Source organism: Mycobacterium sp. NBC_00419 (assembly GCF_036023875.1).
GTDB lineage: Bacteria > Actinomycetota > Actinomycetes > Mycobacteriales > Mycobacteriaceae > Mycobacterium.
Genome location: NZ_CP107931.1, coordinates 1696294 through 1712350, shown reverse-complemented (window position 1 = coordinate 1712350; position 16057 = coordinate 1696294). Strand labels below are relative to the sequence as shown.

The following is a 16057-nucleotide window of genomic DNA, read 5'->3' as shown; positions in this document are numbered from 1 at the left end:
CTCTCGGCGCGCCAGGGCTGTGATCCAGCTGTTTGACGCGATGATACGGATGTGACTGCTGATACCAATGTGACTGAGGCTGAGTCGACGGCGGCCAAGCCTGACGAGCAACTCGTCGAAACCCCGGCGCAGCCGCGCTCCTGGTCGATGCCGAAGTCCCCGGTCACCCGCACCCAGGCCGACCAGCTCGGCCGCGCCGCCATCGGGGCCGTCGCGACGATCGGTCGGTCCATCGCCGGCGTCGCCCGCGCCGGTGGCCGCGTGATCCGGCGGATATGGCACGCCGCCCAAGCCGTGCCGCCCGCCCTGCAGCTGTTCTTCGGCTCGGCCGTGCTGATGCTCCTCGGCGTCGTCGGCGCCATCGCGTTGCACAGCACCCTGGGCCTGGTCTGCACGGTCGTCGTCATCCCGGGGTGCGCCGCGATCCTGGGTGCTCTCGGATACCGCTGGTACAGCGGACTGGGGGCGGCCGAGTCCCGTGGGCAGGCCACCGAGCCGGCCGAGTCCGAGCTGATGCGCTCGCTGACCTATGTCGACCGGAAGCTCACGACGGCGTTGACCTCGTTCGGCACCGAACACCATCAGCAGGCGGTGATTTCCCTCTTCCAGGCCAAGACCGCCGTCGAACTGACGTTGGGCACAGAGGAAGACCCCGCCAACTACTCGGACCTCTCGCTGCGCCCGGACGACTACGGCCTGCGCCCGCGAAGTGTCGAACCTGCTGTGCGAGAGAGTAATTCGCTGGCCGCATCCTGACAGCACATCGGGTGGGACCCCGCCGTGAGGCCCCACCCGATGCTATCTGTTCGACTACTCGCCGGCGCTGCTGCTGCTGCGGCCGCTGCCGCCCGCTGCGCCCGCATGCGCGGTCTTCGCGGAAGACCCGCTGGCGTCGTGGGTCCCGCGTGCTTCACCACGCGAACGGTTCACGCCGCCAACGCTCTTGGGCGTTGTCACTGCGGGTGACTCGTCGGTGGTGTCCGCCGGATCCGTCGTCGCCGCGCGGGTCTTCGTCCCACCACTCGACGTCACCGGCGCCTCAGTGGCTTCGGTCTGGGTCTCAGCAACCGCCGTGGGGGCGGTCGTCGTCACCGTCACCGTGGACGCTGAGGACTCCGGTGCCGGGGTGGCCGCCGCGCGTGCTGCCCCAGCGAGCGGAGGGGCCGGTGCGATGGCTTTCGCGATGGTGTCGCGCACGTTCAGCAGCGCGTTGACCAAGCCGGCCGCGAAGTCAGTGCCCACGCTCAAGATGCCGGTGCTAAAGCTGGGCGGGTACCCATTGAGGAAGGCGTTGGTGATGACGGCGGGTGCGTTGACGATCGCAGTGAGCGCGGCGGTGATGTTCCCGGTGGACAGTGCGTCGTAAATGGCCTGGCCGGTATCACCGACCGCTGTGACCACTCCGGCAATCGGCGAGATCGCCGCCAACCCGAGCGGGAGCAGCGCATTCGGCAAGGCGTTGAGCACGTTGGCGAAGTTCTGTGCGATTTGCCCGGGGATGTTAAATACCGGCAGCAAGCTGATCACCGGAGCCAGGACCAGGCCCAATCCAGCCTGAAAAATGGTCTGGGTGGCGGCACTGATCTGGCCGGCGGCCAGCTGCTCGCCCGCCGTCAGCAACGCCTGCGGAATCGAGGTGATCCCGGCGACGAGGCCGCCGCCGGCTTGGGACAGGGCAGTAGAGATGGTCTGCGCATAGGCGAGCTGGTTCGTGATCAGCTGGCTCAGGATCGGGCTCGGGTCAGCCTGAACGACGCCGCCGAGCTTCGCGATATTGTCAAAAGTGGTGTTCAGGACGTTAACCCACTCGGTGATGGGGTTGGCCGACCCCGTCAGCGTCGTCGCGACACTGGACATGCGCAACGCCGGCAAGTGGTCGGCGACCGGCGTGACCATGACCGGCGACAGGGCGATGGCGCCCGCCGTCAGCAGGGCCGCGCCTTCGGTGACTTTGGAACGTAGTAATGCCTGCACAGCAGATCCCCTAACCTTGTCGGTAACTTACTGACGCGTAAGGTTACTTCGAAGTAAGCGTACTAAGGGTCTGTTTTATCAAAATGGGTCAGTTTTATTAAATCCACTAGCTTGGTTGCTGTGAATGCCCTGCCAGCGAGCTGGGACCAGGCTTCAGCGACCCGGCTGGCCGAGTACCGACACGACCTCGTACAGCGGATCGGACGTTGTCGCGATGCCGCCCAGGAAGGGATGGGACAGCTCGAGGATGAGAAACAGATTGGCCGCGACGACCAGCCCGACGATCGCGACCATTGGGTAGTGCATCCCCGGCTTCTCGACCCCGTAGACGATGGCGGTACCGACCACCAAGGCGCTTGTCAGGAAGATGACCGCCCACAGCGGCCAGGGCGGCCCGGTGTCCTCCCGCGCGGTGAGCAGTCGGACCGTGCGCGCCTGACTGACCTTGTCCAGATTGGTCAGCGATGACGCCAGCACGGCCTTCTGGGGGTCGGTTGACGCGCCCGCCTGCCGGTAGGCGGCGGTCAACTGCGCCAGGGCGGCGTCGGCTTCCGGTGAGCGGATCCCGGTGCCCGCATCCCACTCGGCGATGGCGGCCTGCTCGTACCTCAGCAGGCCGGTGTGGATGCGGTCGCTGTCGGCCTTCGCGAAAACATCGAGGCTTCTTGCCATTTCGACCGCAGCCGCGCCCTCGGCCCGGGCGTTCGCGTCGGCAGCATTGGTCTGCCCCCACATCGAGGAGACCACGAATCCGATGAAGAACGCGTAGATGAAGCCGATGAAGCCGTAGGTGAATTTGGTGACGTCGTTGTGCTCGTCGCCGCTCAGAGTGGGAAACCAGCGCCGCACCAGCGCGGCGAGGAGAATCGCGCCGCCCGAGATCAGGACGATCAAGGCGGCAAGCAACAGCCCGGGCGGGGTGTGGCTGACGATCCATCCGGTCATCGGGTCAACCCTATGGCACCGCGCAATGCGTCAGCCCGACGGCGGGAAGTACGTCTCCTGTTCGACGGTGCACACCAACTCGCCCGTGCGGTTGAACATCTGCCCGCTGGCCAACGCCAGGGCACCCGTGCTGCTCGGCGTCCACTGGTCGTAGAGCAACCAGTCCTGCATATCGGCCGGACGGTGGAACAACACCGAATGGCCCCGCTGGGCCGACTCGCCGACCTGGCCGCGCGGCACATTGACCGGCTCGGCCAGCGTCACCGCCGACAAGTACACCACCATCGCGGCGATCAGCGCCGGATCGTCGGGCACCGCACCGCGGGGTCGCCACCAGATCCGCGACCTCGCGGGTGCCTCCGTCCCGGCGTCGACGACCTTGCGGTCGAACCATTTCAGGCTGGCCCAGCCGCCCTCGTACCCCTCGGCGAAGTGCGGAGCCGGCTCCGGCAAGCCCTCTGGCGCAGGAACTTGCGGCATCGCCGGCTGGTACTCGACACCGTCGGGTGCGTCGGCAACCACGGTGAAGGACGTCATCGTCTCCAGGAGCACCCGGCCGTCCTGGCGGGCGGTGACGCGGCGTGCCGAGAAGGTACGGCCCTCCTGAAGTTCGACCACCTCGAAGTCCACCGGCCTGCGCGCATCACCGGCGCGCAGGAAATAGACGTGCATGCTGTGTGGGGTGCGTCCCGGGGCGGTGTGCGCCGCCGCGATCAACGCCTGCGCCGCGACGTGGCCACCCAGGATGTGATTGAACGGAGCGGCCAGCTGGTCGCCGGTGAAGGACCCCTCGTCAACGCGGCGCAGCGACAGCGTGGCCAGTACCTCGGGATAGGACGATCGCGTCACCGCCGAAATGGTGCCAGATTCCCTGCGGGTTTCACACCTGCGCCGCGCGCAGTTGTTTGGCGGCCGCGAATGAGGCGACGGTCCGCACGAACTGGTTCACCTCGTCACGATGCCCGCGGGTCTGCAGTACGTCGCACCGCCAGTGCCCCCAGCCGTCACCACCGGTCCGGGACACCACGAGCCGGCGTATCGGCTCGCCGAAGACGTCACGGCGGATGGGCGGCTCGTCGTAGAGGATCTGTGCTCGCAGCGGTGCGCCGTCGGTTCGCCGGACCTCCAGTGTGGTCGGCGTCCTGGTCACCAGGATCGTCGCGGTGTCGGTCGTGCCGCTGATGCCGACCTGGATGACGTCGTCGACCGTGGGTACCGTCAATGAGACTGTCCCGCAGCACATCTCATCAAGATGGTCGCAGTCCATCGCGTCAGTGGTGGCTGTGGGTGATGCCCCAGCCGGGTAGGGGATCGGGGTAGGTCGTCCAAGCCGCCTCACCGGCGCTGAGTTCGGCATCGGTCAGCAACGCCGATCCCAGCAGGGCGTGCACCTCGTCGTGGTCCAGGCGCACCCCGATGAAGACGATCTCCTGACCGGGTTCCAGCTCGGTGGCCGACCAGTACTGCGCCGGTTCGATTACCAGGTTGGGGCCGGCTTGTGACCAGATCGCGGCGATCGACGGCCTGCTGGCGATCCAGCAGAATCCCTTGCTGCGCAACACTCTACGAAGCTGGGCGAGCGCGTCGCTCAACCGCTGCGGATGGAACGGCCGCTCGGCGCGAAAGGTGGTGCTGCTGATGCCGTACTCCTCGGTCTCCGGAGTGTGGCCTGCGGCGAGTTCCTCTTCCCAGCCCGGGGCGTTCTCGGCTGCGATGGGGTCGAACCGGCCGGTGTCCAACACGGTCGCGAGCGTAACTATGCCGTGGTCGGTCCGCGAGATCGTCGCCGACGGATTCATCCTGCGCACCATCGCCTCGACGGCACCACAGGTCTGCTCGGGTACCAGATCGGTCTTGTTGATCAGGATGACGTCGGCGAACTCGACCTGGTCGATCAGGAGATCGGCGATGCTTCGGCCGTCGTCCTGCCCGGCGGCCATGTCGCGGCCGGCAAGTGCGTCACCGCGAGCGATTTCGGTGAGGAACGTCGAGGCGTCGACCACGGTCACCAGGGTGTCGAGTCGGGCCACCTGATCGAGGCTGAAGCCGTCGTCGAATTCCCAACTGAAGGTCGCGGCCACCGGCATGGGTTCGGAGATGCCCGTCGACTCGATGACGATCTGGTCAAAACGGTTCTGCTCGGCCAGTTCTCGCACCGAGGTGATCAGGTCCTCACGCAGCGTGCAGCAGATGCAGCCGTTGGTGAGTTCGACGAGTTTCTCCTCGGTGCGGTCCAGGTGGCCCTGCCCGGCGACGAGTGCGGCGTCGATGTTGACCTCGCTCATGTCGTTGACGATGACGGCGACCTTGCGCCCCTCCCGGTTGGCCAGGATGTGGTTGAGCAGGGTTGTCTTGCCCGCTCCGAGGAAGCCGGACAGCACGGTGACGGGGGGTCGGTGGGGGAGCGCCTGAGTCATAGGCATAACGATAATCATTTTCAATAAGCCCCACAAGCCGGCCTTGCCGCCGAGCGTGCTGCCGCAGTCGGTGCACGCCCGGCGAGGGCCTACATGTCGGCTACTGCTTCTTCTCCCGCCACACCCGCTCGAACGGCAGCCGCCAACTATTGGGTGCGATCAGCTGGTGGATCGCGTTGGGGCCCCAGGTGTCCTGGGCGTACATCTTCACCGCGGGGGGATCCTCCAGCAGATCCGCCGAACGCTCCCACAGCGATTCGATGCCCTCGGCCGTGGTGAACAGCGTGTGGTCGCCGCGCATCGCGTCCAGGATCAGCCGCTCGTAGGCCTCCAGCACGTCGTCGGAGTAGTCGGTCTCCTGGGTGGAGAACTGCATCGACAGCTTCTCCAGCTTCATCCCCGGTCCGGGCCGCTTGCCGTAGAACGACAGCGAGACCTTCGACGCGTCGGCCAGGTCGAACGTCAGATGGTCTGGCCCCTGGGACCCGACGCCCGAGCCGGCCGGGAACATCGTGCGTGGCGCCTCCCGGAAGGCGATCGAGATGATCCGCTGGCCCTCGGCCATCCGCTTGCCGGTGCGCAGATAGATCGGCACCCCGGCCCAGCGCCAGTTGTCGATCCCGACCTTGAGCGCGATGAACGTCTCGGTGTCGGAGTCACGGGCCACGCCGTCCTCCTCGCGGTACCCGGTGTACTGCCCGCGCACCACGTTGGCGTTGTCGATGGGCAGCATGGAGCGGAATACCTTGTTCTTCTCCTCGCTGATCGCGCGTGGCTCCAGCGCGGTCGGCGGCTCCATCACCACGAATGCCATCACCTGGAACAGATGGGTGACCACCATGTCCTTGTAGGCGCCGGTGCTCTCGTAGAAGTTCGCGCGGTGATCCAGGCCGAGCTTCTCGGGGATGTCGATCTGGATGTGGTCGATGAAGTTGCGGTTCCAGATCGGCTCGAACAGGCCGTTGGCGAACCGGAACGCCAGGATGTTCTGGGCGGCCTCCTTGCCCAGGAAGTGGTCGATGCGGAAGATCTGCGACTCCCGGAACGTCCGGTGGACGAAGTCGTTGAGTTCGATCGCGCTCGCCAGGTCGGTGCCGAACGGCTTTTCCATGACCACCCGGGAGCGGGCGACCAGGTCGGCCTCCTTGAGCATGGTGATGACGGCCTGGGCGGCCTTGGGCGGCACTGAGAGGTAGTGCAGCCGCCGGACGTTGGGTCCCAGTGACTCTTCGGCCTTGGCCACCGCGGCGGCCAGGGCCTCGGGCCCGGCGCTCTGCGGCACGTAGGTCACCCTGCTGGCGAACTCCGCCCATTCGTCGTCGCTGAGCTTGTGGCTGCCGAAGTCGTCGATGGCCTCGCGGGCGATCGCCCGGAACTCCTCGACGGAGAAGTCCTCCAATGAGGTCCCCACCACCTGGATCGACGGCGCCAGCGCCGACTTCACCAGATACGCCATACCGGGCAGCAGCTTGCGCTTGGCCAGGTCGCCGGTGGCGCCGAACAGAACGATGACATGCGGAGCCAGCGGCTCCTGCTCACGGCGGCGGGGCCGCGAGCCGGGAGAGGGGTAGGCGATCTGCGGTTTGTCTGTGTCCACGACCGGATGATTTCACCTGCGCGGCAACGCCGCACGGCTTAGCGGATCAGCCCACGCTCAGGTGCCGTTGCAGGCGTCGCGCCGCAGCGCTCGACGGTGGCCCGGCGGCGGGCGCCAGCGCATCGATCAGCCGGGCGCGCACGGCATCGACGTCGAGGTGCATGCCGATCGCCACCAGTTCGGTGCGGGCGCCCGACGAGGCCCCGCGCGCGATGTGCACCGAGGGTCCGACGACGTTGACGACGACGGTGCGCACCGCCGAACGCTGCCGCACCGCGACCGGGCCCTTGATCCGGTACACCCCGGCGGGCGGGTTCTCGAGCAGGTCGAGCAGCCGCTCGGCGTCCACCGGCAGCTCGGCGGTCACCGTCACCGCATCGGCGTGCACATGGTGATGGACCGGTTCGTCGACGAATGCGTCGCGGAACGACAGCTGACCGCCCTCGTCGGTGGCGGCGGCGACGTCGTAGAGCAGCGCGGGGTCGATGCGGCCCCCGGTGACCCCGACGACCTGGACTCGCGAGTTGCGTTCCCGCACGCGGTCTTCGATACGCCGCAGCGTCGCGGCGCGCTCGTCCTCGGGAAGCTGGTCGAGCTTGTTCACCACCACCAGCGTCGCCGCGCCGTAACGGGCCGGGGCGGCGCCACCGCAGTCGACGGTCTCGAAGTGCCGTGCCGCGTCCACGACGTCGACGACACCCCCGTCGCGCACACCGCCGATCTCGCTGAACCCGATGATGCGGGCCAGCGCCGCCGGGTCGGCCAGTCCGCTCGCCTCGACGATGATCGCGTCGAGCCGCAGCCTCGGGTCGGCCAGCCGGGCCAGTGCCGCATCGAGCTGGCCGTCCTCGGGCAGGCAGCAGATGCAGCCGCCGGCGATTGACGCGGGTTCGTCGATCTGACCGCTGATCAACGCCGCGTCGACGTTGATCTCGCCGAAGTCGTTGATCACGACACCGACCCGGGCACGCGGGGTGGACAGCACGTGGTTCAGTAGTGTCGTCTTGCCCGCGCCGAGATAGCCGGTGAGCGCGATGACCGGAATCGCCATGCCCGCGAGAGTAACGCGCGACCGGGAGACGCCGAAAAGCCACTGTGCGAAGCCATATTTCGCAATCTGTGAAAATCAGGTCCGACGGGGGCTACAGTCCCAACGACAATCCGATCCGGTGGCGGTGGGGGTGCTCCGCACGGTTCTTCAGTGTGGGGGAAGCAGTCATGCCCGGTGGCGTCGTGCTGTCCTGGATCGGCCGTGTCGCGGCCGTGGCGGTGGTGGTGCTCGCGGTCGTCGTGACCGGGTCTGCACCGGCGAACGCGGCGGTGATGTTCCACCCCAAGCCCGTCCTGCTGCCCACTCCGTGGACGAAACTCGTCGGGCCCGACAACGCGCTGCCTGACTATCCGCGACCGCAGATGGCACGAAGCGCGTGGCTCAACCTCAACGGAGTGTGGGGTTACACCGGGCGGTCGGCGCGCGCCGCACTGCCGGCGCCACCGCCGCCGGGCGCATACCGCGAGCAGATCCTGGTGCCCTATCCGCCGGAGTCGGCGCTGTCCGGCATCGCCCGCCACGACGACGAGATGTGGTACCGCAAGGTGTTCACGCTGCCCACCAGTTGGCGGGGCCGCCACGTGCTGCTGCACTTCGGTGCCGTCGACCAGATCGCCACGGTGTGGGTCAACGGTCAGCAGGTGGCCCACCACGAGGGCGGCTACACCGAGTTCAGCGCCGACATCACCCGCGCGCTGCAGCGCACCGGCTCGCACGAGATCGTGGTGCGTGCCCAGGATCGCAACGAAGCCAACCCGTTTCCGGTCGGCAAACAGCGCACCAAGCCCAAGGGCCTGTTCTATACCGGCGCCTCGGGCATCTGGCAGACGGCGTGGCTGGAGCCGGTGCGCGCCGCCCACATCGACAAGCTCGACATCACCACCGACCTCACCGGCCTGACCGTCACCTCCCGGGTCTCGGGGACCACCGACGAACGCTCGGTGGCGATGGTGTCCGAACGCGGCGGGCGGGTGGTGGCGACCGCGTCCGCACCAGCGGGGCGGCCACTTCGCGTCGCGGTACCGGCACCGCGGCTGTGGACCCCCGACGACCCTTACCTCTACAGCCTGACGGTCGCGCTGGTGAGTCCGGCGGGCAAGGTGCTCGATGCGGTGTCCAGCTATGCCGGCCTGCGCACCATCGGGACCGTGCGGGACGCCAAGGGCCGGCCGCGGATCGTGCTCAACGGCGCCATCACCTTCCTGCACGGTCCGCTGGACCAGGGTTACTGGCCCGACGGCATCTACACCGCACCCACCGACGAGGCGCTGAAGTCGGACCTGCAGCGCATCAAGGACTTCGGCATGAACTTCGTGCGCAAGCACGCCAAGGTCGAGCCGGCGCGCTGGTACTACTGGGCTGACACGCTGGGATTGCTGGTGTGGCAGGACATGCCATCGCTGGACGTCTCGCTGGATATCCCGGTCGGTCCCGCACCGGACCCGTCGCGCGCCGCGAAGGTGAACTTCGAGCGCGAACTGCTGGCGATGGTCGACCAGTTGCGCAGCGTGACGTCGATCGTCGGCTGGGTGCCGTTCAACGAGGGCTGGGGCGAGTTCGACACCGCCAGGATCGCCAACCTGGTCAAGGCGGCCGACCCGACTCGCATGGTCGACGCCAACAGCGGAGTCAACTGCTGCAAATCCCGGCGCGACAGCCGGGCCGGTGACATCTACGACGACCACACCTACGTCGGGCCCGGGCGCACGACGGTGCCCGGAGATCACCGGGTGCGCGTCGACGGCGAGTACGGCGGCCTGGGTCTGGCCCTCGACCGCAATCGGTGGCCGGGACGGCCCGAGTCCTACGAGATGGCGCGGCGACCCGAGAGCCTGACGGACCGCTACGTCGAACTCAGCCGGGCGCTGGAGGCGGAGGTCCGCCGTGGCGGGCTCTCCGGTGCCATCTACACCCAGACCACCGACGTTGAGAACGAGGTCAACGGCTTGCTGAGTTACGACCGATGGGTGGTCAAGATGCCGATACCGGTTGTCGCCGAACGTAATCGGGCGGTGATCGCCGCCGGAACCCCGGTCACCGCACGGCCTGACGTCCGGCGCTGACCAGCCGGATCAGATCACCCTGATCCGATATCTGGTGCCGCCTGCCGGTTTGGGGTCCAATGGTCGACCCCGAACCGAGGAGACGCGCGATGTCCAGCTATAGCCCCGTCATGCAGAAGGCCCGACTCACCGATATCGAGTCCGATGTGCACGGACTCATCTCGAAGCGGACGGCCGAGCTCGACGGCGTGTCGGTCACCGAGGTGACGTTCCACGAGGGCGCGCGCTGGTCCAACGATCTCAAGGACTATGCCGGCACCGAATTGTGCGAGCTGCCCCATGTTGCCGTGGTGACCAGCGGCGCCCTCGCGGTCCGGATGGCCGACGGCTCCGAGGAGGTCTTCGCCGCCGGGGACGTCATGCTGTTGCCGCCGGGGCATGACGCCTGGAGCGTCGGCAATCAGGCCTGCACCTTCATCGAATTCTCACGGGGCAACGACTACTACGCGCAGTAACCGCCTCAGTCGTCGGTGACGGTCAGCGCGACGTCGATGTTGCCGCGGGTGGCATTGGAGTACGGGCACACCTGGTGAGCCTTCTCGGCGAGTGCCACCGCGGTCTCGTGGTCGACATTCGGCAGGGTGATCTCGAGCTCGACGGCCAGCGTGAAGCCGCCCGCGTCATTGGCGCCGAGCGAAACCCGAGCTCCGACTGAGGAATCCGAGACGTCGGCCTTCTCCTGGCGGGCAACCAGGCGCAGGGCAGAGTGGTAGCAGGCGGCGTAGCCGACGGCGAACAGCTGCTCGGGGTTGGTGCCCACCCCGGAACCGCCCATTTCCTTCGGGATGCTCAGAGCGACATCGACCTTGCCGTCGGAGGTGCGGCCGTGTCCATCGCGGCCTTCGCCGGTGGCCAGCGCTTCAGCGGTGTAGAGAACCTTCACGTCATATCCCTTCTGATTCATTGGAAAGCACTGCCTCGGACAGGCGCAGCACTGCGTCGCGGAGCGCGACAATCTCGTCGGGGCTCATATCGGAGGCCGCCATCAGCCGCTCGGGTATGCAGGCCGCCTTGTGCCGCAGCCGCTTTCCGGCCGGCGTCAGCACGACGTCGACACGACGCTCGTCCTCGGCGGACCGTTGCCGGGTGAGGTATCCGATGGACTCCAGCCGTTTGAGTAACGGCGAGAGGGTGCCCGAATCGAGGTGTAGCCGTTCGCACAGCCGGCTGACGTTGGCGTGGCCCTCCTCCCACAGCACCAGCAGAACCAGGTACTGCGGATAGGTGAGGTTGAGCTCAGCCAGCAGCGGCCGGTAAGCCGCTGTCACCGCGCGAGACGCCGAATACAGCGCGAAGCACAGTTGATCGTCGAGGCGTGGAGCGGTCACGCCGATAACTATAGGACACAATTCAGTTGTGCACAATGTAATGTGTCGGATTGGCAATCGTCGCCGACGGCGTCGGGCGCGGCGTAGCCTTCGGCGCATGTACGCAGCGACCTGGGAGTCCGTCGGCTCGCATCCGCTCCCGGACTGGTATGACGACGCCAAACTCGGTGTCTTCCTGCACTGGGGCTTGTACTCGGTACCCGGATGGGCGCCACAGGTCCCCGACATCCAGCAGCTGCTCAAGGACAGCGGGCCCGCAGAGATGTTGCGGGACAACCCCTATGCCGAGTGGTATCTCAACACCAGCCGGATCGAGGGCAGCCCCACCTGGTATCACCAGCGCGACATCTACGGACCGGCCGCCGACTACGACGACTTCGTCCCGGTCTTCGACGAGGGCACCGCCACCGCTGACATGGCAGCTATCGCCGCGACCTGCCGCGACGCCGGCGCGCGCTACGTGGTGCTCACCACCAAGCACCACGACGGCTTCTGCCTGTGGCCTACCGAACTGGTGCATCCCCGCAAGGGCCACTACCACGCCAAGCGCGACATCGTCGGCGACCTGCGCGCGGCCGTGCTCGCGGCCGGCATGCGGATGGGGCTGTACTACTCGGGCGGCTACGACTGGCCGTATAACGACGCGCTGCTGGCCAACCCCGCCGACAGCTTCCTGGCCATCCCGCACACCCCCGACTACGTGCGCTACGCCACCGCGCACGTGCGTGATCTCATCGACCGCTACCAGCCGTCGGTGCTGTGGAACGACATCGGCTGGCCCGCCGGCGGCGACCTCGCCGCGCTGTTCGCCGAGTACTACACCGCGGTGCCCGACGGGGTGATCAACGACCGCTGGATCGAGCCGCCCGCCCACCGCGGCGCCGTCTCCGACAGGCTCGCCCGCATCGGAGGCTCTCTGGTGCAACGGTTCTGGTCGATCATTCCGGAGGAGCGCAAGTCGCTGACCTTCCCGGCGAGCCATCACTACGACATCCGCACCCCCGAGTACGCGCAGTTCGACACGATCCAGGCCAAGAAGTGGGAGTCCACCCGCGGTGTCGGGCATTCGTTCGGGGCCAACCGCAATGAGCGTCCCGAGGACATCGTCACGGCCACCGAGCTGGTCCGCTCGTTCACCGACATCGTCGCGAAGAACGGCAACCTGCTGATCGGCATCGGGCCCGACCAGGACGGCAGGTTCCCCGAGGAGCAACTCGCACCCCTGCGCGGGCTGGGGCAGTGGCTGACCATCAACGGAGAGGCCATCTTCGGCAGCCGGCCGTGGCATCTCGCGCAGACCACCACCACCGAGGGCGGCGAGGTGCGGTTCACCCAGCGCGACGGGTCGGTGTACGCGATCCTGCTTGACGTGTCCGCACGCGAATTCGGGATCCGCGGCATCGAGGCCACCGAGGCGCGGATGCTGGGTCTCGACGAGCCGATCGAGGCGACGACGACCCACGGCATGCTGCGAGTGCGGCTGCCGCAACGGCTGCCGGTGTCACCGGCCTACGTGCTGAACCTCGGCCACGGGGCGCGCCCGCTCTAGAGCACCTTGGACAGGAACTCCTGCAGCCGCTCGCTTTTCGGGTTGCCGAAGACCTCGTCGGGGGTGTCGTCCTCAACGATGTTGCCGTCGGCCATGAAGAGCACCCGGGAGGCGACCTCACGGGCGAAGCCCATCTCGTGGGTGACCACCACCATTGTCATGCCGCCCTGGGCCAGCTGGCGCAACACCTCCAGCACGTCACCGACCATCTCCGGGTCCAGCGCGCTGGTGGCCTCGTCGAACAACATGATGGACGGGTCCATCGCCAACGCGCGGGCGATCGCCACGCGCTGCTTCTGCCCGCCGGACAGGGTGGCCGGCTTGACGCCTGCCTTCTCGGCCAGCCCGACCTGACCGAGCAGCTCCATCGCCTTCTTCTCGGCGGCGGCCTTGTCCATCTTCTTGGTCAACAGCGGTGCCAGGGTGACGTTCTGTAGCACCGTCATGTGCGGGAACAGGTTGAAGTGCTGGAACACCATGCCGATGTGCTGACGTACCTTGTCCAGATCGACCTTGGAGTCGGTGAGGTCGAACTGGTCGACCCGCACCGTGCCCGCGGTGATGTCCTCCAGCTTGTTCAGGCAGCGCAGGAACGTCGACTTGCCCGAGCCCGACGGCCCGATGACGCACACCACCTCGCCCGCCTTGATGTCGGTGGTGATGCCGTCGAGCACCACCAGCTCACCGAATGCCTTCTTGAGGTTCTCGATCTGAATCTTGACGGTGCCGGCCGGCTCGGCGGCCGCGGCCTCGGGGACGAGTTCGCTCATTTCACGATCCTTTTCTCGAGGCGATCCGAGAGCTTGGTCAACGCCATGATGACGATGAAGTAGATGATGCCGATGATCAGCCACATCTCAAACGACTTGTAGTTGCCCGCGATGATGATCCGCCCGGTCTGGGTCAGCTCGGCGATACCGATCACCGACAGGATCGAGGTGTCCTTCAAGGTGATCACGAACTGGTTGATGTAGGACGGAATCATCGTCCGGATCGCTTGTGGCAGAATCACTTTCCGCATCGTCGGCAGATAGCCGATGCCGAGGCTACGGGCGGCCTCCATCTGCCCCTTGTCAACGGACTGGATACCGCCGCGCACGATCTCGGTCATATAGGCACCGGCGTTGAGCGACAGGGTGATGATGCCCGCCGTCAGCGCACTCATCTGGAAGCCCAGCGCTGAGGGAATGCCGAAGTAGATGAAGAACGCCTGCACCAGCAGAGGTGTGCCGCGGAAGATGTCGACGAACGTGGTGCCGATCGCGCGCAGCCAGATCGACCGCGACACCCGGAACAGGCCGAAGATGATGCCGAGCACCAGGGCGATCGCGATCGAGACGACCGTCAGGATGACCGTCATCTTCAGCCCCTGCAGGAGCAAGGGGTAGGTGCTCTTGATCAGGCCGAGGTACGAGGTGTCGTCGGTGTTGGCCTTCTCGCCGAGGTAGGTGTTGACGATCTCGTCGTAGCGGCCGGACTTCTTGAGGTTGTCCAGGCCGGCGTTGAACTTCTTGAGCAGGTCGGCGTTGCGTCCCTTGTTCACGGCGAACCCGTAACCGGTGGGGTCCTGCTTGGGCCCCACGGTCTTGAACCCGCTGCCCTGCGCGATGTTGTACAACAACACCGGATAGTCCTCGAAGACCGCCTGCGAGTTGCCGGTCTTCACCTCGTCGAACATCGACGAGGAGTCCGCGAACGAGACGACCTCGAAGCCGTACTTGTCCTTGATGGAGTTGGCGAAGGTGGCACCTTGGGTGCCGTTCTTGACCGCCACCTTCTTGCCGCGCAGATCGTCGTAGGACTTGATGTTGTCGTTGGTCTTGAGCACCGCCATCTGGATGCCGGACTCGAAGTACGGCTCGGAGAAGTCGAAGACCTGCTTGCGCTTGTCGGTGATGGACATGCCGGCGATGACGCCGTCGACCTGATTGGCCTGGACGGCTTGCAGTGCGGCGTCGAAACCCAGGGGTTTGATATCGACCGTGAACTTCTGATCCTCGGCGATGGCGCGGATCAAATCCATGTCGATTCCGACGAATTTGCCCTGCTTGTCCTGGAATTCGAAGGGGGCGAAGGTGGTGTCGGTGGCGACCAGATACGTCTCGCCGTCGGCCGAGGCTTTGCCCGGCGCTAGCAGTGCGCTGCCGAACAGGGTGACGAACAGGACTGCCGCCAGTGCGGTGATGGCGTGGGCCCGTCTTGTTCTACATCGGCTCAGACCCCGCCGTAACGTGTCGGCTCCCATATGTTGGCCTCCCTGTGTCTGCGTGTTTCGGCGCGGTTCACGCTAGTAGCCGCTGGGAAGTCCTGCTGTGTAACGGCAACACTGAAGTTCTACGGAAGCGTCAATAAAGGTGGTCGCCTCGTCGAGGTCGTCCCGCCTGGGGCGCCAGATAGTCCTGGCCGCCAGTGCTTTTCAGCCCTGTTCGACGACGTTGTCGAGGCCGGACTTGTCCACGGTGGGCGAGCCGGTGCGATAGGTGACCTTGTTCTCGATCCCGGATGCGCTGATGACATCCGTCGACTCGACCGTCACGGTGTTGTTCATCCCGGACACTTCCACCCGCGTGCAGTGCCCGGTGATCTCCACGGTGTTCTCCACCCCGCTGATGGTGACCGGGTTGTCATTGCACGCGATGGCCTTGTTCTCCTCGATACCGGAGATGGTGACGGTTTCCCCGGGCGCCGCGGTCTCGACCGTGCCGGCGGTGGTGGGCGTTACCGGCTCGACGGGCCGGGCGGTCAGAGTGGGGTTTTCGGGCCGGGTGGTCGGGCTGAACGGGCCGCCACCCCCGGAGATACGCGGTGTCGTGGGCGTCGACGTGACGGTCTTGGTCGCGAACAGCGAGGTCATGGCGATGACGCCACCGCCGATCAGCAGCCCAACCACCAACAGCCCCAACACAATCCAGCCCACCTTCATACCGGCCGACGACGGCGGCTGAACGGGCGGTGTCGGGATCGGTGGGCCGTAGTACCCCGGCGGCGGGGGCGGTGGCATCGGCGGGGGAGCCCAGGCGGGAGGCTGTTGACCCATCGGCGTGGTGCCCAGTTCGACCGGGCCCGGCCCACCGGTCGACGGGCGCTCGAGTTCCTGAATCCGCTTCTCGGGATCGTCCTCTGGGTTCATGGC

Annotated in this window: 16 protein-coding genes; 4 read left to right on the top strand and 12 right to left on the bottom strand. The window is 66.6% G+C overall.

All coding sequences use genetic code 11. The features are described from left to right. Positions 1–69: 69 nt before the first annotated feature. A complete protein-coding gene (locus OG976_RS07870; RefSeq protein WP_328360202.1) occupies positions 70–756 on the top strand; it encodes a hypothetical protein in 687 nt (228 codons plus the stop codon). A 54-nt stretch (positions 757–810) separates the two neighbouring features. Here the strand turns inward: OG976_RS07870 and OG976_RS07865 are convergent, their stop codons facing one another. From OG976_RS07865 to OG976_RS07835, 7 genes are all read right to left on the bottom strand, one after another. Beyond that, the gene (locus tag OG976_RS07865) at positions 811–1974 is read right to left on the bottom strand and encodes a hypothetical protein (protein ID WP_328360200.1); all 1164 of its coding nucleotides are present in this window, start codon (positions 1972–1974) and stop codon (positions 811–813) included. Positions 1975–2127: 153 nt separating this feature from the next. Then, entirely contained in the window at positions 2128–2919 is a 792-nt protein-coding gene (locus OG976_RS07860; RefSeq protein WP_328360198.1) for a bestrophin-like domain, read from the bottom strand. Between the two features lie 30 nt (positions 2920–2949). Continuing rightward, positions 2950–3768, bottom strand: a complete 819-nt coding sequence (locus OG976_RS07855) for an acyl-CoA thioesterase (RefSeq protein ID WP_328360196.1) — start codon at positions 3766–3768, stop codon at positions 2950–2952. Between the two features lie 31 nt (positions 3769–3799). Further along, positions 3800–4141, bottom strand: a complete 342-nt coding sequence (locus OG976_RS07850; protein ID WP_328360193.1) for a hypothetical protein — start codon at positions 4139–4141, stop codon at positions 3800–3802. A 49-nt stretch (positions 4142–4190) separates the two neighbouring features. Further along, the gene (locus OG976_RS07845) at positions 4191–5336 is read right to left on the bottom strand and encodes a GTP-binding protein (protein WP_328360190.1); all 1146 of its coding nucleotides are present in this window, start codon (positions 5334–5336) and stop codon (positions 4191–4193) included. A 100-nt stretch (positions 5337–5436) separates the two neighbouring features. After that, entirely contained in the window at positions 5437–6933 is a 1497-nt protein-coding gene (gene zwf / locus OG976_RS07840) for a glucose-6-phosphate dehydrogenase (protein WP_328360188.1), read from the bottom strand. 46 nt (positions 6934–6979) lie between these two features. Further along, positions 6980–7984 carry a CobW family GTP-binding protein gene (locus OG976_RS07835; RefSeq protein ID WP_328360186.1) on the bottom strand — a complete coding sequence of 335 codons (1005 nt, stop codon included), beginning with the start codon at positions 7982–7984 and terminating at the stop codon, positions 6980–6982. Between the two features lie 167 nt (positions 7985–8151). On the opposite strand from OG976_RS07835, the gene OG976_RS07830 reads away from it, so the two are divergent. Together OG976_RS07830 and OG976_RS07825 are read left to right on the top strand one after the other, a co-directional pair. Beyond that, complete coding sequence (locus tag OG976_RS07830; protein WP_328360183.1) at positions 8152–10047, top strand: glycoside hydrolase family 2 protein; 1896 nt, start codon at positions 8152–8154, stop codon at positions 10045–10047. A gap of 89 nt (positions 10048–10136) precedes the next feature. Continuing rightward, positions 10137–10502: a hypothetical protein gene (locus tag OG976_RS07825; RefSeq protein WP_328360180.1), complete on the top strand. Its 366-nt coding sequence runs from the start codon at positions 10137–10139 to the stop codon at positions 10500–10502. 5 nt (positions 10503–10507) lie between these two features. Here the strand turns inward: OG976_RS07825 and OG976_RS07820 are convergent, their stop codons facing one another. Next, positions 10508–10930 carry an organic hydroperoxide resistance protein gene (locus tag OG976_RS07820; protein WP_328360177.1) on the bottom strand — a complete coding sequence of 141 codons (423 nt, stop codon included), beginning with the start codon at positions 10928–10930 and terminating at the stop codon, positions 10508–10510. Between the two features lies 1 nt (position 10931). Next, positions 10932–11375, bottom strand: coding sequence for a MarR family winged helix-turn-helix transcriptional regulator (locus OG976_RS07815; protein WP_328360174.1), 444 nt, complete (start codon positions 11373–11375; stop codon positions 10932–10934). Positions 11376–11472: 97 nt separating this feature from the next. Here OG976_RS07815 and OG976_RS07810 point away from each other — a divergent pair, with 97 nt between their 5' ends. Next, complete coding sequence (locus OG976_RS07810) at positions 11473–12924, top strand: alpha-L-fucosidase (protein WP_328360171.1); 1452 nt, start codon at positions 11473–11475, stop codon at positions 12922–12924. Here the strand turns inward: OG976_RS07810 and OG976_RS07805 are convergent. The 3 genes from OG976_RS07805 to OG976_RS07795 all read right to left on the bottom strand — a co-directional run bounded on the left by OG976_RS07805 (position 12921) and on the right by OG976_RS07795 (position 16054). Further along, a complete protein-coding gene (locus tag OG976_RS07805; protein ID WP_328360168.1) occupies positions 12921–13694 on the bottom strand; it encodes an amino acid ABC transporter ATP-binding protein in 774 nt (257 codons plus the stop codon). The genes OG976_RS07810 and OG976_RS07805 overlap by 4 nt on opposite strands. Further along, complete coding sequence (locus OG976_RS07800) at positions 13691–15169, bottom strand: amino acid ABC transporter substrate-binding protein/permease (protein ID WP_328360165.1); 1479 nt, start codon at positions 15167–15169, stop codon at positions 13691–13693. The genes OG976_RS07805 and OG976_RS07800 overlap by 4 nt, the downstream gene beginning before the upstream one ends. A gap of 171 nt (positions 15170–15340) precedes the next feature. Then, a complete protein-coding gene (locus OG976_RS07795) occupies positions 15341–16054 on the bottom strand; it encodes a DUF3060 domain-containing protein (protein WP_328360163.1) in 714 nt (237 codons plus the stop codon). Between the last annotated feature and the right edge of the window lie 3 nt (positions 16055–16057).